Origin of the sequence: Mesorhizobium sp. M0152 (assembly GCF_040322415.1) — a bacterium.
GTDB lineage: Bacteria > Pseudomonadota > Alphaproteobacteria > Rhizobiales > Rhizobiaceae > Mesorhizobium.
Genome location: NZ_JAMYTH010000014.1, coordinates 1 through 17,844, shown reverse-complemented (window position 1 = coordinate 17,844; position 17,844 = coordinate 1). Strand labels below are relative to the sequence as shown.

The following is a 17,844-nucleotide window of genomic DNA, read 5'->3' as shown; positions in this document are numbered from 1 at the left end:
GGCCGATGGATAACGCCGTCAAGCCATATTTCGACAAATATCGAAATAACGCTCAAACGACCCGCTTGCCAGTGGCATCGATGACAACCTCGCCGTCCTCCTTGATGAACGGGCCAATGTCCGGGTTGGGGAGGATGTCGAGCACCTTTTCGGACGGTCGGGCCAGGACGACGCCGAGCGGCGTCACTACGATCGGTCGGTTGATCAGGATCGGATGCGCCAGCATGAAGTCGAGGATCTCGTCGTCGCTCCACTTGGGATCGCCAAGGCCGAGCTCCGCGTAAGGCGTGCCCTTCTCGCGCAGCAGGTCGCGCGGCCTCATCTCCATCGCCGCGATCAATTCGATCAGTCTGTCGCGCGACGGCGGTGTCTTCAGATATTCGATCACCTCCGGCTCTTCGCCGGACTGTCGGATGATCGCCAGCGTGTTGCGCGAAGTGCCGCAAGCCGGGTTGTGATAGATGGTAATTGTCATTGCGATGCCCTCCCTTGGGTGACGGCTTTGGGTTCCGCGAGCAGCCAGCCGGCGAACGTCAGGGCGAGCAGCGCGCCCACCAGCTCCGCACCTATGAAGGCCGGAACATCGAATGGCCGGATTCCGGCAAACGTATTCGAGAAGGCGCGGGCGATGGCGACGGCCGGATTGGCGAACGAGGTCGAAGCGGTGAACCAGTAGGCGGCGGTGATGTAGAGGCCGACCAGCCAGGGGACGGCGTCGCCACGGAAACGCAAGCCGGCAAGGATGACGAAGACCAGGCCGAAGGTTGCGACCAGCTCGGCGATCCACTGCCCCTGCCCGCTTCGCACCGTTGCCGAGATCTCCACCAATGGCAGCTCGAACATGGCATGCGCGACCAGCGTGCCGACGATGCCGCCAACAATCTGCGCGGCGATGTAGCCCAGCGCCGCAAGCCATCCGATTTCGCGCCGCAGCCCGAAAACGAATGTCACGGCCGGGTTGAAATGGCCGCCGGAAACCGGCCCCAGCGTGGTGATCAACACTACCAGGATGGCGCCCGTTGGAATGGTATTGCCGAGCAGCGAAAGCGCGACGTCTGCGGTCAGCCGATCCGCCATGATGCCCGAGCCGATCACGGTGGCAACCAGCATGGCCGTGCCGAGCGCTTCGGCCGCGAGGCGGCGTGGAAGATCGAAGGCGACGCCGCCCGGGCGACCGGCGTTCTCGCTGGCGGCGTCACCTAGCATTTGCATGTAACCGCCTGGATGATCGGCTGGCATAGCTCCGGCGCGCCGTCGCAGCAATCCTCCATCAGATAGGCCAGAAGATCGCGAAATCCGCTCATGTCAGCCGCATAGCGAATGCTGCGCCCTTCGCGTTCGGAATGGACCAGGCCGGCGAGGCCGAGGATTTTTAAATGGACCGACATGGTGTTTTGCACCGCGCCCAGTCGCGTGGCGATCTCGCCGGCCGGTAGACCTTCGGCCCCGGCCCGGATCAACAACCGGAACACCTCCAGCCTTGTCTCCTGACCGAGTGAAGAGAGCGCAAGCAGTGCCGCTGCCTTGTCCATGAATCGATTTATCCAGATTTATGGATTCATAGCTATCCGCAGAACATGACAGCTCCGTGACAGACCAGGCAACAGCCCGATTTCCGCGCCCACCCACCCTCACCACCGCATCCCACCGACGAAATCGATGAACGCCCGCAGCGGCGCGGGGATGAGGCGGCGGCCGGGATAGTAGAGGAATGGGCCTGAAAATTCCTGCCACCACGGCTTCAGCACCGGCTCCAGCCTGCCATCGTCGAAATAGGGGCTTAGCCAGTCCTCGAACAGCGAGACGATGCCGCCGCCGGCGACCGCCACCTCCAGAGCAAGGGCCATTGCAGTGCCGGTGCTGACCAGCAGCGGGCCGGTCGGGTCGACGCTCACCACCTCGCCGTCGCGTTCGAATTCCCAGGCCGGCGTCACCCCGCTGGCGAAGCGGCCGCGCAGGCAGGCATGGCCGAGCAGGTCGCGCGGATGAGCGGGCCGGCCGCGCCGGTCGAGATAGGCCGGCGCGGCGGCGGCGGCGTAACGCTGCCGGCGCGGGCCGATGGGCACGGCGATCATGTCCTGCTCCAGCCGCTCGTCATAGCGGATGCCGGCATCGCAGCCGCTCGCCAGTATGTCGACGAAACTGTCCTCGGCGGTCACTTCCAGCCTGATATCGGGATAGGCGGCGAGGAAAGGCGGCAAGAGGCGCGGCAGCACCAGTTTCGCCGCGACGACAGGCACGTTGAGCCGCAGTGTGCCGGCCGGGCGGCCGCGAAAGCCGTCGACGACGTCAAGCGCGGCCTCGACTTCGCCCAGCGCCGGGCCGAGCCGCTCGAGCAGGCGCGCGCCGGCTTCCGTCGGCGCCACACTGCGCGTGGTGCGGTTGAGGAGGCGCACGCCGAGCCCGGTCTCCAGCCGCCGCACCGTCTCGCTGAGCGAGGAGGCGCTGACGCCGCTGATCCGCGCCGCCTCGCGAAAACCGCCGGCGCGCGCCACCGCCATGAATGCCTGGAGGTCGCCGAGGTCCGCTGCCATTGTTCGCCTTTCCGCACAGGCTGTATCGATTGCACCACATTATCGTTCAGGCTCGGATTGTCTATATCTGGCCGATCCAAAGGAGATGAGACCCATGACCGACATCGACAAAGCCGGCACCTTCAAGCTCGGCGACCGCACCGTGAAGCGCCTCGGCTACGGCGCCATGCAACTGGCCGGACCGGGCGTGTTCGGCCCGCCCAAGGACCGCGACGGCGCGCTTGCCGTGCTGCGCGAGGCGTTGGCGAGCGGCGTCGACCACATCGACACCAGCGATTTCTATGGCCCGCACGTCACCAACCAGATCATCCGCGAGGCGCTGCACCCCTACCCCGCCAGCCTCACCATCGTCACCAAGATCGGCGCCCGGCGCGATGCCGAGGGCGCATGGCTTCCGGCCAAGGCGCCGGAAGAGCTCCGGCAGGCCGTGCACGACAATTTGCGCAATCTCGGCCTCGACGCGCTCGACGTGGTGAATTTCCGCCGCTTCGATGGCCTGCATGAACCGGCCGAAGGCTCGATCGCCGGAGAAGTCTCGGTTTTGGCCGAGCTGCGGCAGCAGGGCCTGATCAGGCATATCGGGCTGAGCAACGTCACCCTTGCCCAGGTCGAAGAGGCGCGCCGCATCGTGCCGATCGTCTGCGTGCAGAACCTCTACAACATCGCGCACCGCAACGACGACGCGCTGATCGACGCGCTCGGCGCGGCCGGTATCGCCTATGTGCCGTTCTTCCCGCTCGGCGGCTTCACGCCCTTGCAGTCGAACGCGCTGGCCGGTGTCGCCCAAAAACTCGGTGCCACGCCCATGCAGGTGGCGCTCGCCTGGCTCCTGCGCCGCGCACCAAACATCCTGCTCATCCCCGGCACCTCCTCGGTCGGCCATCTCCGGCAGAACCTGGCAGTGGCGGAACTGGCCTTGCCGGACGACGCCCTCGCCGTACTGAACGGCATCGCAAGCGAGGCCGCCGCGGCCTGAGGTGCGCCTGCCGCGACCTGGGTGTTGAAGCAGGGAACGGTGGCGTTCTACGGCGCCCCCCTCTGTCCTGCCGGACATCTCCCCCACGGGTGGGGAGATTGGCAGCTTGATCGCCGGCTCTCTTCTTGCAAGGCCGGAAATTGGCGAAACCCGTGGTTAAGGCCGATCTCCCCCCAAGTGGGGGAGATGTCCGGCAGGACAGAGGGGGGGCGCCGTAGAGCGCGGCGGCGGGTACTGAAACTCACCTCCGCCGGCTTGCGAAGCCGGCGCCGCTCGTGTCATCAGTCGGCTCCGATGACACCACGACGGCCACTAAACACCGGCAAATCCCCTGGCGTCAGCCTGAACCGCGCCCTGTCCAAACTTGGCCTGTGCTCGCGTACCCAGGCCGAACTGCTGATCGCGGAAGGCCGCGTGCGCGTCGGCGGCAAGGTCGCGCGCGATGCCTCCCTGCGTGTCGACATGAAGCGCGATCGCATCGTCGTCGACGGCGAGCAAGTCGTTGCCGAGCGCAAGGTCTACCTGATGCTCAACAAGCCGCGCGGGCTGGTCACCACCCGCGACGATCCGCAACAGCGCGACACCGTCTATGCCTGCCTCGAAGGGCTCGACCTGCCCTTCGTCGCGCCGGTCGGCCGCCTCGACAAGGCCAGCGAAGGCCTGCTGCTGATGACCAACGACACAAGCTTTGCCAACCGCCTGCTGGATCCGGCGTCGCATCTGCCCAAGACCTATCATGTGCAGGTCGGCACGGTGCCGGACACGGCGCTGCTGGCGGCACTGCGCGCCGGCGTGACCGTCGACAGCGAGACGCTGACCACCAACTCGATCGCCCTGTTGCGCAGCGGCGGCCGCACCGCCTGGCTGGAGATCGTGCTCGACGAAGGCCGCAACCGCCACATCCGCCGCCTGCTCGCCGCCCACGGCATCGAGGTCAAGCGACTGATCCGCATCGCCATCGGCCGCCTGCAACTCGGCGACCTCGCCAAGGGCACGGCGCGGCACCTGGCGCCCGAGGAGCTGGCGCTGCTGGACGGGTGAGTGATCTCTATGGCGCCCAGAACTCGACGATGGGTGCCGACTTCTTCAGCGCCGCCTCCGACGAGCGGCCTGCGGCGCGTCACTTCGCTCTTCCTTCGCCCAAGACGGCGACGGAGCGGATAAGCACCCTTAAAATAAATTCTCGGCCCACCGATGATTTCCCCTCGTCCGCGCTGTCCTGATCAACAGGTACCGGAATCGTCCGGGCCGGGAAAAGCGAGGTGATCCATGGGATCGTTGCAAGGTCAGAATGTCGTCGTGGTCGGAGGCAGCCGGGGTGTCGGCCGTTCGATCGTCGAAGTCGCCCTCGGCGAGGGCGCGACGGTACTCGCCGTCGCCCGCGGCACGGCCGCTTTGAAGGAGCTCTCCTGGGAGAGGCCAGGCGTCAGGACGCTTGCCGCCGACGCCACGCAGGACACCGCGCCCGATGCGGTATTCGCCGCGCTCGAGCCGGACGTGCTGGTGATCTGCGCCGGTGCGCTGGCTCCATCCGCGCCGGTGCAGGACCAGAACTGGGAAGCCTTCTCGGCGAACTGGGAGGTGGACGTCAAGGCGTCGTTCCTGTTCTGCAAGGCCGCGCTCCAGGGCCGGCTGAAGCCGGGCAGCCGCGTCGTGCTGATCTCCAGCGGCGCGGCGATCAGCGGCGGGCCGCCCAATTCCGGCGGCTATTCCGGCGCCAAGCGCATGCAGATGTTTCTTGCCGCGCACAGCCAGAAGGAGGCGGACCGGCTGGGCCTCGGCCTGCGCTTCATGGCGCTGGCGCCGATGCGCATCATGGCCGGCACAGGTGTAGGCCAAGACGGCATCGCCGGCGTTTCGGCTTATCTCGGCATCAGCCCGGCGGATTTCCTCGCCGGCATGACCGACGTGCAGACGCCGGCCGACGTTGGACGCGCTGTGGTCGCGCTCGCCGGCGGGGGATTGCAAGGCGTCTCCTTCACGGTCAGCGGCAGCGGCCTTGCGGCGGCGGCATGAGGCGCGCAGGATGCCAGCAAAACTCAGCGCGGCAGGCTCGGCATGACAGACGCTCCCGGCTCGCTTGAGCCAATGGGCCAGCAAGACCAGCCGATCCTCGATCGGCTGGCCTTCGAGCGGCTGACGATGGCGCATCGCCGCGAGATCAAGCTGCACTGCTACCGCATCATGGGCTCGCTGCACGAGGCCGACGATCTCGTCCAGGAGACGTTCTTGAAAGCTTGGCGCGCAAGGTCGCAATTCGACGGGCGCGGCTCGCCGCGCGGCTGGCTCTACACGATCGCCACCAACAGCTGTCTCAACGCCATCAAGACGCGGTCGTCGGCGCATCGCATTCTCGAAGCGCCCGGTCGGCCGCCGACCGAGGGGCGCGCCGCTGCCGGACCCGCCGCCGAGCTCGCCTGGCTGGAGCCCTACCCGGACGCCGAACTGCCGGACCTCGTCGACGACGAGCCCGGCCCGGACGTGCGCTACGAAACCTGCGAGGCGGTGCAACTCGCCTTCGTCGCCGCGATCCAGCTTCTGCCGCCAAGGCAGCGCGCCGCCCTTTTGCTGTGCGACGTGCTGGGCTGGTCGGCAGTGGAAACCGCGCACCTGCTGGGCGGCTCGACCGCCTCGATCAACAGCGTCCTGCAACGCGCCCGCGCGACGCTGGCGCTGCGTCATCCCGCGGGGCGCCCTTTGCAGCGCGCGCGGCCTACCGACGACGAAGAGAGCCTGCTGCTGCAACGCTACATGCAGGCCTGGCAGGCGGCCGATCTCGATGGCTTCGTCGAACTGCTGCGCGAGGACGCCATTTATCACATGCCGCCATGGCGCGACTGGTACCAGGGCCGGGAGGCGATCCACGGTTTCTTCAAGACCGTCTGGGGCAATTTCGCCGCCTACGAGGCGGTGGCGACAAGGGCCAACGGCCAGCCCGCCGTCGCGCTCTACGCACGCCGCCACCAGGAGCCCGAATGGAGCGCGCAATCGCTGCATGTCATCGAGCCGGCCCGCGGCGGCATCGCCTCGCTTACGGTCTATGTCGGCCCGCTCGGCACAGACCTGTTCGCTGCCTTCGGCCTGCCGAATGTGCTCCCGTGACTGCTCGCTACCTCTGGTTCCACTTGCGTACCACCGGTTCGCTCAGATCGTGCTCGTAGCCGAGCACGCTGATGCTGGCCGTGTCGAGCACGAACAGTGCGCCGCCTTGCGGCGGCAGACCGAGCCAGCGGGCGGTCAGCACGCGCAGGAAATGCGCGCTGGAAAAGATCAGCATGTCGGCATCGGCCTTGCGCAAGCGATCGATGATCTTGTCTGCGCGGGCGCCGACATCGGCCGCCATCTCGCCTTGCGGGCAGCCGTCGTGAAAAACGTTCCAGCCCGGCCGCTCGGCCAGGATCTGCTTCGTCGTCCACCCCTCATAGGCGCCGTAGTCCCATTCCTGCAGATCGTCCATCTTGACGCTTTGCGCGCCAAAGCCGGCTAGCACGCTGGTCCCGTAGGCGCGCTGCGACGGGCTCGACCACACGGCCGAGAACGGCAGGCCTTTCAGCCGCGCCGCGAGGCTCCGCGCCGCCGCCTCGCCGGCCGCCGTCAACGCCATGTCGGTGCGCCCGGTATGCTGCCCCGAAAGGCTCCACGCCGTCTCGCCATGCCGGACAAGGTGGATCTGCGGGTACGCGCTGCTCATGGGATGCCTTTCGAGGTTGGCGATACTGTAGAAGGAATTCTAATCCACCAGGCGTTTGCGCTGCCCCTCATCCGCCTGCCGGCACCTTCTCCCCGTATAGTGACGGGGAGAAGAGAGGATGGCCGCAGCGCCGGAGATTGGGCGAAATCCCCGATACAGCCCCTTTCTCCCCGTCACTATACGGGGAGAAATGCCCGGTCCACCCTCCGCAGCTGCAGCGCAGCTGCTGCGGAGGACGGGCAGGGCAATGAGGGGCGGCGTAAACGCAGAAAATTCGCGCCTCCACCTGGCCCCGATCCGCATCGAACTGCCCTGTGAGAAGCTCGATGGCGCGACTATATCAAGTCAGCCCAAATCGGGCTCCCGCCCTTCTGCAACAGGTCACGATCATCATGTACAAACATCTGCTCATCGCCACCGACGGCTCGGAACTGGCCGACAAGGGCGTTGCTCACGGCCTGGCGCTGGCCGCCGCCCTTGGCGCCACCGTCACCTTCGTTACCGTCTCGGAGCCCTACCCGATCTTCGCCTGGGGCGGCGCCATGGCCGGCTATACCGCAGGCGACGAGTTGGTCGCCTACCAGGAAGAGGCGCGCCGGTATGGCCAGGAAGTGCTCGATAAATGCAGGACGTCGGCCGAGGGGCTGGGCGTGCGCGCTAAGGGTCTGCACATTGAAAACAAGGCGCCCGCCGAAGCGATCCTGGAACTATCGCAGACGCAAGGCTGCGACCTCATCGTCATGGCCTCGCATGGCCGCCGCGGGCTGGGCAGGCTGCTTCTGGGCAGCCAGACCGCCGAGGTGCTGTCCTACACCGAGATCCCGGTTCTGGTGGTGCGGTAGGCCTGGCGCCCAAAATCGCGCGGCAAACCGGAAATCGAGCGGTTCCATGGACCGCCGACCGCTCCGACGGCATGCGCCGGCGAGGACGTCTGTAAAGCTCGCCGGCGGTGGCCTGCGAATATCGTGCCGGTTTTCTGCCGCCGGACGCATGGAGCAATTGGCTGCCGGAACCTGCCTCGACGAAACTCGTTGCTAAACCATCGAGATTGACAAGAGGATCCCTGCAATGGCGCAACATCTGTCTCGTGACGAAGAGCAGCGCGGAACCAGAAACGTGCTCCTATGGGGCGTCGTGATCGCCGCTTTGCTGTTTGTTGCCCTGCTGGCCATATTCGTCCTCCAGCCGCTTGGGGCGGGATCCTAGGCCGCCCCGCATGCGCTGGGACCGCGGCAGCACCGCCTGGCGACGGCAACCCGCTGGTTCGCCAGGGCCCGCCATGAGATCGGCTACAGCGCGGCCTCGAGCGAAAGGTAAAGCCCAAGCGCCAACAGCCCGATGAAGAACGCTTTGCGAAATGTCTCGACGCTCATGCGCTGGCGCAGTGCCTGGCCCACGAACATGCCGGCCAGCGCCGGCGCAAGCGCGGCGACCGACCCCGCCGGCGGCGCCGGGGCGCCGGTCCGGAACAGCCCGACCGCAAGAGCCGCCGTCGACACGGTGAAGGACAGGCCGAGCGCCTGGATCAGGTCCTCCCTGTCCAATTTCAGCGATTGCAGATAGGGCACGGCCGGAACGACGAAGACACCGGTGGCACCGGTGACCAGCCCGGTGGCTACCCCGACCAGCGGCGACAACCAGGCCTCGTGGCACGCCGGCGTCGCGAAGCCCGCTTTGACGAGGCCGAGCACGGCATAGAAAATCAGTGCCGCGCCCAGCGCTTCGACGACCTGACGCCGCAAGCGAAATTGCTGGCCGCCGCGCTGGTTTGAAACCGTCGCGGGGCCTCCGGCGGCTGCCGAAACGTCCCGCTTCTCCCACCCTCAGGTGACCGCCAGCACTTTGCCTGTGTCATGCTGGCGCACGAAATCCACGCGGGCGCCGTCCCAATGGTAGCTGTAGTGCCGGCCCTGGACGGGAATGGTGATCACATCAGGCCAGAAGATGCCGATGCAGCCTCCGCCCGACATGCGCACGCTGTTCCACACCACCCCGTCGCTGCCGGCCGCCCGCAGCGCCCGCCCTTCCGCCTGCGAAGCGGTGTAGTCGTCCGGATCGAGCACGCCGGGCACGGTATTCACGTCGTCGAGGTCACGGTCGACGCTGCCGATCAGCACGCGGAAATCCGCCGTCCAGCCCGGATCCTCGCTGGTGGCGCGCATGAATTTCTGGTGGTGGTGGATGGTTTCGGCCAGCGCCACCTCCTCGCGGTCGCCGGCATAGTAGATGCCGTAGCTGCCGTCCGAGAAGCGGCCGGGCCGCAGCGTCGAGCAATGCACGAAGGGCGCCATGACGAAGCTGGCACCGGGGCCCGAAACCCGCCTTGCCGCCGGCACCTTGCCGAGGTCGCCGATCTCGAGCCTGATGCGCGGATTGGTCTTCTCCTCGACGGCGGCGAGCGCCTCCCAGTCGCGCGGGTCGGCAATGTCCTCGAAAAGGTCGATCGGCGGATGGATGGAGCGGATGATGCGGAAGGTCTGGTGCCAGTGGACGCGGCGCCGGACCGCGAGTCCACTCACCATGCGCCACGCTCCGCATCCAGCCATTCGCGCATCGCCGAGAGGTCGGCGATTTCACCGCGCAGCATCAGCTCGAGGGCCGACTGGCCGCCGAAAGTGGCATTGGGCTTGCGTATCCAGGCATAGCCGCGCGCCGGATCCGTGAAGAGATAGCGCAGGCCCTTGTGGATGCCCATCAGATGCGCCATGCGGGTGCGCAGGTCGCGGTCGATCCTGCCGATGCCGCCTTCCTTCCAGCGCGCCCAGGTCCGCGCCGACATGCCGCCGAGCAGGATGCAGGCCTCCAGATCGGTGAGGTTCCAGGCCTTGAACAGGTTGACCGTGGTGCGCGCCAAAGCTCCGGCCTCGTCATCCGATATGGCGGCGCCAACGGCGGCCGGAGTGGTGACTATGGAATGAAGCTGCATTTTTCGAGGTCTCGCTACTGGCATAAATGTAGCATGTATTCGCCAATTGGCAAGAAGGCACGCCATGGACGGCCTGCTCGACCGTGCCGTACGGCAAAACGTCCGCGCGCGACGCGCATGTCGTGGGTGATGCTTCCCGGCCGCCGATGTCAGCCCGCCAGCCTCTTGCTCATATAGACCGTCATTCCGTTCATGAATGGCTCTTCCCGGTCAACGGCATAGCCTTGCCTCCTGTAGAGCGACACATTGGTCTCGAAGGCGCCATTGGTCAGCAGCCGAAGCTCGCGCCGGCCCGCCTTGATGGCCTTGTGCTCGGCCTGCTCCAGCAGCAGCCGGCCGATGCCCCTGCCCTGCGCGTCCGGCGCGACGCAGACATTCTCGATCCAGAGGTGATCGTCCGCCAACATGGTTTCGATCATCCCGACAATGCGGCCATCCTCGATGGCGAGGTCGAACGGATGCTCGGCAACGGCCTTGTCGTAGTCGGCGCGCATCGGCATCGGCTCGCGGCCGATCACCGGCACCCATTTGGCATAGGCGGCGCGCACGACATCCCCGATGGCTGCGGCATCAGCCGCCTCGGCCCGCCGAAACCCTATGGATGAATTCATGACAACGCTCCAGATATGAAAAACCCGCCGCGATAGCGCGGGCGGGGTTGGAAACGAGCGAACCGGATCTATCCTGCCGGTCTTTGTCGTCGCGCAATCAGCTTGCCGCTCGGCATTGTGCAGAAGCGGCGTCGCTTGGTGTTGGCGCAGGGAAAGACGAACATGGCGCCAGGCTGGTGCAGGAAGCAAACCTTCGCTATCAGCCGAGCCCCTGTTCAGGCCTGGTATTGCTCGTCGCTGACGTGCTCCATCCAGTCGACCGCCTTGCCGTCGAGCGCTTCCTGGATGGCTATGTGGGTCATGGCGGTGGCCGGTGCCGCGCCGTGCCAGTGCTTCTCGCCCGGCTCGAAGCGAACCACGTCGCCGGGCCGGATTTCCTCGACCGGGCCGCCCTCGCGCTGCACGCGGCCGCAGCCGGCGGTGACGATCAGGATCTGGCCGAGCGGATGAGTGTGCCACGCCGTGCGCGCGCCGGGCTCGAAAGTAACGGCGTTGCCGGCCGCGCGCGCTGGTGCGATGGCTTGAAACAGCGGGTCGATGCGCACCATGCCGGTGAACCAGTCGCCCGGGCCCTTGCCCGAGGCTTGAGAGCCGCATCGCTTGATCTCCATGATTTCGTTCCTTCTCGACGCCGGGCAGGAAGCGGCGGCCGGCTTGCGGGGCCGTCGACTTCGGTCCGCCCGATTTGTGATGCCATCTATCTAGCGCCTGCGATCGATTGCGAACAGGTGCGAAGCAACGACCGCGGCATGTTCCAGCCAGGCGTCACGCCATGCCCAGGGCGGGGCTGTCGTTCGGCCCTTGCGCTGCTGGCGGCGGGACGCGGTCCGTCTGGATTGCATCCGGGGCTGGCCTATCTTCCCTGCTTGAACGTCATCCTTTCCAGATGGAAGCACCGGAGCAATTGCCGTGACCGACACCGAACTTGCCGACACCTATCGTGGCTACATCGCTTGCCTCAACAATCAGGACTGGCCGGAACTCCCTCGCTTCGTCCATGACGAGGTGCACTACAATGGCGACCGGGTGGGAATACCGGGCTACCGCAAGATGCTGGAGCGGGATTTCTCCGATATCCCGCACCTCTATTTCGACATCCAGCTGCTGATTTCCGATACGCCTTTCATAGCCAGCCGCCTCCAGTTCATCTGCACGCCAAAAGGAGATTTCCTTGGCCTGCCCGTCAATGGCAGGAAAGTCACCTTCAGCGAAAACGTCTTCTATGAGTTTCTAGACGGCAAGATCCGGCATGTCTGGTCGGTGATCGACAAGGCGGCTATCGAAGCGCAGCTCTGACCGCGCCGAGGCGAGCGGGTCGCAATCGCACCCGACTTGACGCGTCTCGCCGTCGGACGCGTGCGCCGCCCGATGGCCCCCAATCGTTCGTAAAAATCGATCATTCTAACGAAAATAATTCGTTGGAAAGATCGTTTCAGGAATGACATTCCTCCGGCCTTGCCGCCTGGAGCATTGCATTGTCTTCTCTCACCAGTATCCCGAACGATATTCCTAAAAACATGATCTCCGCCGATCTGGCCGAGGGGCGAAAGCGCCTCGATTCGTTGTGGAACGGCACCATTCCCGGCATCGTGCTTGTGGTGATGGTCACCGGCGTCGCCTTTTCGGCCCGCAATATCTCCGGTTTCGCGCTGTTCAGCCCGATGATAACAGCCGTCGTCGTCGGCATGATCTATTCAAACGTGCTCGGCACACCCGCCCATGCCAAAGCGGGAATCGCCTTTTCGCAGCGCCGTCTGCTGCGCTTCGCCATCGTGCTGCTCGGTTTTCAGTTGACGCTGGGCCAGGTGGTCTCGATCGGCGCGAGCGGCGTCGGCATTGTCGCGCTGACGCTTGGCGCCACCTTCGTATTCACCATCCTGCTCGGCCGGCTGATCGGCGTCGACGCAAGCCTGGCGCAGTTGATCGCCGCCGGCACCTCGATCTGCGGCGCCTCGGCCATCGTCGCCACCAACATCGTCACCGACGCGCGCGACGAGGACGTCACCTATGCCGTCGCCTCGATCACCTTGTTCGGCACCATCGCCATGCTCGGCTTCCCGCTGCTGGCACCTGGCCTCGGCCTCGACCAGCACGCTTTCGGCCTTTGGGCGGGCGCCTCGATCCACGAGGTGGCGCAAGTCATCGGTGCCGGCTTCCAGAATGGCACCCAGTCCGGCGAGATCGCCACCATCGCCAAGCTGACCCGCGTCGCCATGCTGGCGCCGATGATCGTCGCGCTGGGCCTGATGGCGCGCCGCAAGCGCAGCGACCAAACGGCAGCGCGGCCGCCCATGCCATGGTTCGTCGCCGCCTTCGTCGCCGTCGCGGCGCTGAACAGCCTTGTCGCGGTGCCAGCCGAAGTGAAGTCGGCGATGGCGCTCGCCACCACCGTCATGCTCACCATGGGGCTCGCCGCCATGGGCCTGCAGGCCGATATTTCGCAGCTGCGCTCGCGCGGCCTGCGCCCGCTGGCGCTCGCCTTCTCGGCCTTCCTGTTCATCGGGAGCTTCAGCCTCATGCTGGTGAAGCTCGCCTGAGCATCGGCGCGGCGCGATCCACGAGTTGGGTTGGACAGCCCCTCTGTCTTGCCGGACGTCAAGCTTCTCCGCCCAGAATGACGAAGGGCGCGGCTCGCCGCGAGACAATTGTCGTGCGCATGTGGCAGCGGGGATCGATCGCACCTATATGTCGGGCTTCATCCGGGACGGGAAAACTGGCGGTTGCGCCATAGGCACGCCGCCCGACAATCTGGGAACACCTTGTCCCCAGGCTGCCTCGGCCTTTCCTCGTTCCGGCAGCAACAAGAGCCCCATGCAATGACGATGAAATCATCCCTGGCCGATCATGCGCGGCCCGTCGCGGAACAGCCCTTGAACCACGCCGGCGTCGACAGGGCGTCGATTGGCAGACTCGTTCGCGAATTCTATGCCCGGCTTCGCAAGAACGAGCGCCTCGGACCGATCTTCGCGCGCGAGATCACCGGCGACTGGGCGCCTCATCTTGAGAAGATGACCGATTTCTGGTGCTCGGTCATCCTCAAGACCGGCGACTATCAAGGACGTCCGGTGCCGGCCCATGTGAAACTCGCGGATGTGACCGAGGCCGATTTCGACATCTGGCTGGCGATGTTCAGACAGACAGCGACCGAACTCTTTGCCCCGGAAACAGCGGCGGTGTTCGTCGATCGGGCCGAACGGATAGCGGCCAGTCTGAAGCTGGCGATGTTCTTCCGCCTGGACCGCGTCTAGATAGCCCCCAACAAACCGATCAATCCTCGAAGGAACTCGCAGCGACATAGATCGCCGCCAGCGTCTCGATGCCGGCCTGGTCGGCCTTGTCGAAGCGGCCGGGCAACGGGCTGTCGAGATCGAGAACGCCGAAAACACCCTCATCGTCTTCCAGCAGAACGACCAGTTCCGAACGCGAATCTGCATCGCAGGCGATGTGGCCGGGGAAATCGTGCACGTCCTTGATCAGCATCGAGGTGCCGAGTTCGACCGCCGTGCCGCACACGCCCTTGCCGACGGCGATCCGCACGCAGGCCGGCTTGCCCTGGAATGGCCCGAGCACCAGTTGCTCGTCGGACGCCAGGAAATAGAAACCCGCCCAGTTGAGATCGGGCACCATCTGGAAGATCAGCGCGGCGGTATTGGCGGCGTTGGCGATCGAGTCGCCCTCGCCCTCGAGCAGCGCCTTCAGCTGGCTGGCGAGATCGTGGTAAAAGGTGGCCTTGTCCGACGTGTCGATGGCCTTGGCCGCAAACATGGCTTGTCTCCAAATTAAAGGATTAGAGGACGCGAGCGCTTCGACAAACTGCCAAATTCGCGCAAGCTCTGCACCAAACGGCTACGGCGACAGTCTAGCGTGAATTCCGGCCGCTCCGAAAGCCGCAAGATCAGGATTGCACGGTCGAGGCGGAGTTGTCTGTGCTCTCAATCGCGAGCCAGCCTACAGCGGCCGCAGAAATCGAGCAGCCTGACCTGATCTGCCCGGCCTGAACGGCCGGGCCTTGGGAGCCTGGTCCGATGGCTCGGACCCGAAGAATTTCAGGCAGCGTTAGTAGCCGCCCATGCCACCGCCGCCACCGCCGGCCGGCGCCGCATCCTTGGCCGGGATGTCGGAAATCATCGCTTCGGCGGTGATCAAAAGCGCGGCGATCGAACCGGCATCCTGCAGAGCGGTGCGCACTACTTTCGCCGGATCGACGATGCCCGCCTTGATCATGTCGACATAGCTCTCGTTCTGGGCGTCGAAGCCCTGATTGTGATCCTTGCTTTCGGAAAGCTTGCCGACGACGATCGAACCTTCGACGCCGGAATTCTCGGCGATCTGGCGGAGCGGCGCTTCGAGCGCACGAAGCACGATCGAGATTCCCGCCGTGACATCGGCATTGGCGCCGGTCAGCCCGTTTAGCGCCGATCTTGCGCGCAGCAACGCGACGCCGCCGCCGGGAACGATGCCTTCTTCGACGGCCGCGCGCGTCGCATTCAACGCGTCGTCGATGCGGTCCTTCTTTTCCTTCACTTCCGACTCGGTTGCCCCGCCGACGCGAATGACGGCAACGCCGCCGGCAAGCTTTGCCAGCCGCTCCTGCAGCTTTTCCTTGTCGTAGTCGGAGGTGGTCTCCTCGATCTGGCTCTTGATCTGGGCGACGCGTGCCTGGATGATGTCCTTGTTGCCGGCGCCGTCGACGATCGTGGTTGTGTCTTTCTCGATCAGCACGCGTTTGGCGCGGCCAAGCATTTCGATGGTGACGTTTTCGAGCTTGATGCCGAGATCTTCCGAGATCATCTGGCCTGATGTGAGCACCGCGATGTCTTCCAGCATCGCCTTGCGGCGATCGCCGAAGCCCGGCGCCTTGACGGCCGCGACCTTGAGGCCGCCGCGCAATTTGTTGACGACCAGCGTCGCCAGAGCTTCGCCCTCGACGTCTTCGGCGATGATCAGCAGTGGCTTGCCGCTCTGCACCACAGCTTCGAGGATCGGCAGCATCGCCTGCAGATTGCCGAGCTTTTTCTCGTGGATCAGGATATAGGGGTCCTCGAGCTCGGCGCGCATCTTGTCGGCATTGGTGACGAAATAGGGGCTGAGATAGCCGCGATCGAACTGCATGCCCTCCACGACGTCGAGTTCGGTGTCGGCGGTCTTGGCTTCCTCGACGGTGATGACGCCGTCATTGCCGACCTTGTCCATCGCCTTGGCGATCATCTCGCCAACGCTGGCATCGCCATTGGCGGCGATGGTGCCGACCTGCGCGATCTCTGCCGACGAGTTGACTTTCGTGGCCCGCGTCTGGATTTCGTTGACCACGGCGCTAACCGCCTGGTCGATGCCGCGCTTCAAATCCATCGGATTCATGCCGGCGGCGACCAGCTTGGCGCCTTCGCGCAGGATCGAGGCGGCCAGCACAGTGGCGGTGGTAGTGCCGTCACCGGCAAGGTCGTTTGTCTTCGACGCCACTTCGCGGACCATCTGCGCGCCCATGTTCTCGAACTTGTCGGCAAGCTCGATTTCCTTGGCCACCGTGACGCCGTCCTTGGTGATGCGCGGCGCGCCATAAGCCTTGTCGAGGATGACGTTGCGGCCCTTGGGGCCCAGCGTCACCTTGACGGCATTGTTGAGGATCTCGACGCCGCGCAGCATGCGATCGCGTGCATCGGTGGAGAATTTGATTTCCTTGGCAGACATGATTTTCACCCAGTTCGGATTTGGAGTGGACCAGTCGTCGCGCAGAACGCGCGGCGCCGCCATCTTTCAGTCTTGCAGCGTCCTTTGCGCGTTCCGGAGGACACGCGGCGCTCCGATCAGGCAGCCTTCTCGGCGGCCACGGCCTTCTCGATGCCCGTCCCGCTCTTTTCGACGACGCCCATTATATCGGCTTCCTTCATGATCAGAAGGTCCTCGCCGTCGATCTTGACCTCGGTGCCCGACCATTTGCCGAACAGGACGGTGTCGCCGGCCTTGACGTCGAGTGCGATCAGCGCGCCGTTTTCGTCGCGTGCGCCCGGGCCGACGGCAATCACTTCACCGTCCTGCGGCTTTTCCTTGGCGGTATCGGGAATAATGATGCCGCCCGTGGATTTGGTATCACCTTCGGCGCGCCGGATGACGACGCGATCGTGCAGTGGTCGAAATTTCATGAGAACTTCTTTCTGGGGCCGACTTAGGCGGCCGCGTCACTCCTATAGGCGCTTTGGCACTCGATAGATAGGAGTGCCAAAATTATTCGCGAGCGAATTGAATAATTGAAAGGTATTATTTCAACATCCGGTTTCGTGCTATCGCAAGGGGTCAAATATTTCAAAACATTGAATTTTGCCGATCGAATGCCTATTTATAAGATCAGTTCGTTTTCACCGTTTTAGCCGCAAGGGAGATTTCGTCGATGGCCGAAGGCAATCAGACTATCATGGAAAAAGCTGAAGCCCGTTTTGTGGACAAGCAGAAGAAGACAGCGGAGCGCAACAAGGCAACCGCCGAATACATATCCGAGGCGAAGGCCAGGGAGATCAAGACGGCAAGGCTGAGGGAGTTGCGGCTGGCCAAGGAAGAGGCCGATCGCGTGGCTGAAGCGTTGAATCCGACGCCTAAGAAGAAGCGGGCGGTCAAGATGGCTGCCGCGAAGGAGGTCAAGACATGACCCTCACCTTCCCCAATCGCAGCCGCAGCTATGACGAAGCGGGCAGGCGCATCCGCTTCGTCGGCCATGACGGCATGTTCCAGATCTCATTCTCGGTCGCCGCCGACGCCATGGCGAAGATGCAGCCGGGCACGACCGCCGATGAAGCTGGCTACCTCGCGACGTTCGACACCGAGAGCAACTCCATCCACGACGTCGCCGCCAGGGCCTACGGCCGCACCCGCAAGAGCGTGTATGTGCTAACGGCCGCCGATTTCAGCTGATCAGCCGAGGTGCATCACCTCGACCACCGTCCGTATCTTTCTACTTCGGCGCTCTTCCCAAAGATCGCCGATCCTTCTCGAATTGCATCGCGGATCTGGGTCCGAGGGCCCAAACCATCAGGGCAACGAGTCCAGGTTAACGGGCTTGGAGTGCGGCCATGAGGTAGTCGGTGTCCCAGGTCGCGAGTTTACGCTTGCCCTTG

General features: G+C 64.8%; 24 protein-coding genes. 11 read left to right on the top strand and 13 right to left on the bottom strand.

Going from position 1 to position 17,844, the window contains the following annotated elements:
* Positions 1-52: 52 nt before the first annotated feature.
* The 4 genes from arsC to NKJ26_RS16055 form a co-directional block, all read right to left on the bottom strand.
* Positions 53-475 (bottom strand): arsenate reductase (glutaredoxin), encoded by a 423-nt coding sequence (gene arsC, locus NKJ26_RS16070; protein WP_352601699.1) that lies wholly within the window; start codon positions 473-475, stop codon positions 53-55.
* A complete protein-coding gene (locus NKJ26_RS16065; RefSeq protein ID WP_352696145.1) occupies positions 472-1,212 on the bottom strand; it encodes an aquaporin in 741 nt (246 codons plus the stop codon). The genes arsC and NKJ26_RS16065 overlap by 4 nt, the downstream gene beginning before the upstream one ends.
* Complete coding sequence (locus tag NKJ26_RS16060; protein WP_352601703.1) at positions 1,200-1,532, bottom strand: ArsR/SmtB family transcription factor; 333 nt, start codon at positions 1,530-1,532, stop codon at positions 1,200-1,202. Before NKJ26_RS16060 ends, NKJ26_RS16065 begins: the two co-directional genes overlap by 13 nt.
* A 99-nt stretch (positions 1,533-1,631) precedes the next feature.
* Positions 1,632-2,534: a LysR family transcriptional regulator gene (locus NKJ26_RS16055; RefSeq protein WP_352696144.1), complete on the bottom strand. Its 903-nt coding sequence runs from the start codon at positions 2,532-2,534 to the stop codon at positions 1,632-1,634.
* A gap of 94 nt (positions 2,535-2,628) precedes the next feature.
* On the opposite strand from NKJ26_RS16055, the gene NKJ26_RS16050 reads away from it, so the two are divergent.
* The 4 genes from NKJ26_RS16050 to NKJ26_RS16035 all read left to right on the top strand — a co-directional run bounded on the left by NKJ26_RS16050 (position 2,629) and on the right by NKJ26_RS16035 (position 6,612).
* Positions 2,629-3,510 (top strand): aldo/keto reductase family oxidoreductase, encoded by an 882-nt coding sequence (locus tag NKJ26_RS16050; RefSeq protein WP_352696143.1) that lies wholly within the window; start codon positions 2,629-2,631, stop codon positions 3,508-3,510.
* A gap of 294 nt (positions 3,511-3,804) precedes the next feature.
* On the top strand, positions 3,805-4,551 hold the full coding sequence (locus tag NKJ26_RS16045) for a pseudouridine synthase (protein WP_352696142.1): 747 nt from the start codon (positions 3,805-3,807) through the stop codon (positions 4,549-4,551).
* A 228-nt stretch (positions 4,552-4,779) separates the two neighbouring features.
* Positions 4,780-5,526: an SDR family NAD(P)-dependent oxidoreductase gene (locus NKJ26_RS16040; protein WP_352696141.1), complete on the top strand. Its 747-nt coding sequence runs from the start codon at positions 4,780-4,782 to the stop codon at positions 5,524-5,526.
* 42 nt (positions 5,527-5,568) lie between these two features.
* Entirely contained in the window at positions 5,569-6,612 is a 1,044-nt protein-coding gene (locus NKJ26_RS16035; protein WP_352696140.1) for an RNA polymerase subunit sigma-70, read from the top strand.
* A gap of 7 nt (positions 6,613-6,619) precedes the next feature.
* Here the strand turns inward: NKJ26_RS16035 and NKJ26_RS16030 are convergent, their stop codons facing one another.
* Positions 6,620-7,201: a histidine phosphatase family protein gene (locus NKJ26_RS16030; RefSeq protein ID WP_352696139.1), complete on the bottom strand. Its 582-nt coding sequence runs from the start codon at positions 7,199-7,201 to the stop codon at positions 6,620-6,622.
* Between the two features lie 392 nt (positions 7,202-7,593).
* Between NKJ26_RS16030 and NKJ26_RS16025 the strand changes: the two genes are divergently transcribed.
* Positions 7,594-8,043, top strand: coding sequence for a universal stress protein (locus tag NKJ26_RS16025; RefSeq protein ID WP_352696138.1), 450 nt, complete (start codon positions 7,594-7,596; stop codon positions 8,041-8,043).
* A gap of 226 nt (positions 8,044-8,269) precedes the next feature.
* A complete protein-coding gene (locus tag NKJ26_RS16020) occupies positions 8,270-8,407 on the top strand; it encodes a hypothetical protein (protein ID WP_352696137.1) in 138 nt (45 codons plus the stop codon).
* Positions 8,408-8,490: 83 nt separating this feature from the next.
* On the opposite strand, the gene NKJ26_RS16015 is transcribed toward NKJ26_RS16020, so the two are convergent.
* From NKJ26_RS16015 to NKJ26_RS15995, 5 genes are all read right to left on the bottom strand, one after another.
* Positions 8,491-8,943 carry a sulfite exporter TauE/SafE family protein gene (locus NKJ26_RS16015; RefSeq protein ID WP_502903115.1) on the bottom strand — a complete coding sequence of 151 codons (453 nt, stop codon included), beginning with the start codon at positions 8,941-8,943 and terminating at the stop codon, positions 8,491-8,493.
* An 81-nt stretch (positions 8,944-9,024) separates the two neighbouring features.
* Entirely contained in the window at positions 9,025-9,723 is a 699-nt protein-coding gene (locus NKJ26_RS16010) for an RES family NAD+ phosphorylase (RefSeq protein WP_352696136.1), read from the bottom strand.
* Positions 9,717-10,127, bottom strand: a complete 411-nt coding sequence (locus tag NKJ26_RS16005) for an antitoxin Xre/MbcA/ParS toxin-binding domain-containing protein (protein ID WP_352696135.1) — start codon at positions 10,125-10,127, stop codon at positions 9,717-9,719. The genes NKJ26_RS16010 and NKJ26_RS16005 overlap by 7 nt, the downstream gene beginning before the upstream one ends.
* 149 nt (positions 10,128-10,276) lie before the next feature.
* Positions 10,277-10,738 carry a GNAT family N-acetyltransferase gene (locus NKJ26_RS16000; protein ID WP_352696134.1) on the bottom strand — a complete coding sequence of 154 codons (462 nt, stop codon included), beginning with the start codon at positions 10,736-10,738 and terminating at the stop codon, positions 10,277-10,279.
* 215 nt (positions 10,739-10,953) lie between these two features.
* Complete coding sequence (locus tag NKJ26_RS15995) at positions 10,954-11,349, bottom strand: (R)-mandelonitrile lyase (protein ID WP_352696133.1); 396 nt, start codon at positions 11,347-11,349, stop codon at positions 10,954-10,956.
* A 298-nt stretch (positions 11,350-11,647) separates the two neighbouring features.
* Here NKJ26_RS15995 and NKJ26_RS15990 point away from each other — a divergent pair, with 298 nt between their 5' ends.
* From NKJ26_RS15990 to NKJ26_RS15980, 3 genes are all read left to right on the top strand, one after another.
* Positions 11,648-12,034, top strand: a complete 387-nt coding sequence (locus NKJ26_RS15990; protein WP_352696132.1) for an ester cyclase — start codon at positions 11,648-11,650, stop codon at positions 12,032-12,034.
* 179 nt (positions 12,035-12,213) lie between these two features.
* Complete coding sequence (locus NKJ26_RS15985) at positions 12,214-13,275, top strand: YeiH family protein (protein ID WP_352696131.1); 1,062 nt, start codon at positions 12,214-12,216, stop codon at positions 13,273-13,275.
* A 279-nt stretch (positions 13,276-13,554) separates the two neighbouring features.
* Positions 13,555-13,986, top strand: coding sequence for a group III truncated hemoglobin (locus tag NKJ26_RS15980; RefSeq protein ID WP_352601736.1), 432 nt, complete (start codon positions 13,555-13,557; stop codon positions 13,984-13,986).
* A 19-nt stretch (positions 13,987-14,005) separates the two neighbouring features.
* Here the strand turns inward: NKJ26_RS15980 and msrC are convergent, their stop codons facing one another.
* The 3 genes from msrC to NKJ26_RS15965 all read right to left on the bottom strand — a co-directional run bounded on the left by msrC (position 14,006) and on the right by NKJ26_RS15965 (position 16,878).
* Positions 14,006-14,503 (bottom strand): free L-methionine (R)-S-oxide reductase MsrC, encoded by a 498-nt coding sequence (gene msrC, locus NKJ26_RS15975; RefSeq protein WP_352696130.1) that lies wholly within the window; start codon positions 14,501-14,503, stop codon positions 14,006-14,008.
* Between the two features lie 291 nt (positions 14,504-14,794).
* Positions 14,795-16,426, bottom strand: a complete 1,632-nt coding sequence (gene groL, locus NKJ26_RS15970; protein ID WP_352601740.1) for a chaperonin GroEL — start codon at positions 16,424-16,426, stop codon at positions 14,795-14,797.
* A gap of 116 nt (positions 16,427-16,542) precedes the next feature.
* A complete protein-coding gene (locus NKJ26_RS15965) occupies positions 16,543-16,878 on the bottom strand; it encodes a co-chaperone GroES (protein ID WP_352601742.1) in 336 nt (111 codons plus the stop codon).
* 245 nt (positions 16,879-17,123) lie between these two features.
* Here NKJ26_RS15965 and NKJ26_RS15960 point away from each other — a divergent pair, with 245 nt between their 5' ends.
* The gene (locus NKJ26_RS15960) at positions 17,124-17,378 is read left to right on the top strand and encodes a hypothetical protein (protein ID WP_352601744.1); all 255 of its coding nucleotides are present in this window, start codon (positions 17,124-17,126) and stop codon (positions 17,376-17,378) included.
* Positions 17,375-17,641 (top strand): DUF1488 family protein, encoded by a 267-nt coding sequence (locus NKJ26_RS15955; protein ID WP_352601746.1) that lies wholly within the window; start codon positions 17,375-17,377, stop codon positions 17,639-17,641. Before NKJ26_RS15960 ends, NKJ26_RS15955 begins: the two co-directional genes overlap by 4 nt.
* Positions 17,642-17,844 lie beyond the last annotated feature (203 nt).

Coding starts and splice junctions, on each gene's coding strand:
- NKJ26_RS16005 (WP_352696135.1), bottom strand. CDS start 10,127: ATGCAGCTTCATTCCATAGTCACCACTCCGGCCGCCGTTGGCGCCGCC.
- NKJ26_RS16025 (WP_352696138.1), top strand. CDS start 7,594: ATGTACAAACATCTGCTCATCGCCACCGACGGCTCGGAACTGGCCGAC.
- NKJ26_RS16000 (WP_352696134.1), bottom strand. CDS start 10,738: ATGAATTCATCCATAGGGTTTCGGCGGGCCGAGGCGGCTGATGCCGCA.
- NKJ26_RS15955 (WP_352601746.1), top strand. CDS start 17,375: ATGACCCTCACCTTCCCCAATCGCAGCCGCAGCTATGACGAAGCGGGC.
- NKJ26_RS16060 (WP_352601703.1), bottom strand. CDS start 1,532: ATGGACAAGGCAGCGGCACTGCTTGCGCTCTCTTCACTCGGTCAGGAG.
- NKJ26_RS15980 (WP_352601736.1), top strand. CDS start 13,555: ATGACGATGAAATCATCCCTGGCCGATCATGCGCGGCCCGTCGCGGAA.
- arsC (WP_352601699.1), bottom strand. CDS start 475: ATGACAATTACCATCTATCACAACCCGGCTTGCGGCACTTCGCGCAAC.
- msrC (WP_352696130.1), bottom strand. CDS start 14,503: ATGTTTGCGGCCAAGGCCATCGACACGTCGGACAAGGCCACCTTTTAC.
- NKJ26_RS16050 (WP_352696143.1), top strand. CDS start 2,629: ATGACCGACATCGACAAAGCCGGCACCTTCAAGCTCGGCGACCGCACC.
- NKJ26_RS16040 (WP_352696141.1), top strand. CDS start 4,780: ATGGGATCGTTGCAAGGTCAGAATGTCGTCGTGGTCGGAGGCAGCCGG.
- NKJ26_RS16030 (WP_352696139.1), bottom strand. CDS start 7,201: ATGAGCAGCGCGTACCCGCAGATCCACCTTGTCCGGCATGGCGAGACG.
- NKJ26_RS16065 (WP_352696145.1), bottom strand. CDS start 1,212: ATGCAAATGCTAGGTGACGCCGCCAGCGAGAACGCCGGTCGCCCGGGC.
- NKJ26_RS16020 (WP_352696137.1), top strand. CDS start 8,270: ATGGCGCAACATCTGTCTCGTGACGAAGAGCAGCGCGGAACCAGAAAC.
- groL (WP_352601740.1), bottom strand. CDS start 16,426: ATGTCTGCCAAGGAAATCAAATTCTCCACCGATGCACGCGATCGCATG.
- NKJ26_RS15965 (WP_352601742.1), bottom strand. CDS start 16,878: ATGAAATTTCGACCACTGCACGATCGCGTCGTCATCCGGCGCGCCGAA.
- NKJ26_RS15960 (WP_352601744.1), top strand. CDS start 17,124: ATGGCCGAAGGCAATCAGACTATCATGGAAAAAGCTGAAGCCCGTTTT.
- NKJ26_RS16055 (WP_352696144.1), bottom strand. CDS start 2,534: ATGGCAGCGGACCTCGGCGACCTCCAGGCATTCATGGCGGTGGCGCGC.
- NKJ26_RS15995 (WP_352696133.1), bottom strand. CDS start 11,349: ATGGAGATCAAGCGATGCGGCTCTCAAGCCTCGGGCAAGGGCCCGGGC.
- NKJ26_RS16035 (WP_352696140.1), top strand. CDS start 5,569: ATGACAGACGCTCCCGGCTCGCTTGAGCCAATGGGCCAGCAAGACCAG.
- NKJ26_RS16010 (WP_352696136.1), bottom strand. CDS start 9,723: ATGGTGAGTGGACTCGCGGTCCGGCGCCGCGTCCACTGGCACCAGACC.
- NKJ26_RS16045 (WP_352696142.1), top strand. CDS start 3,805: ATGACACCACGACGGCCACTAAACACCGGCAAATCCCCTGGCGTCAGC.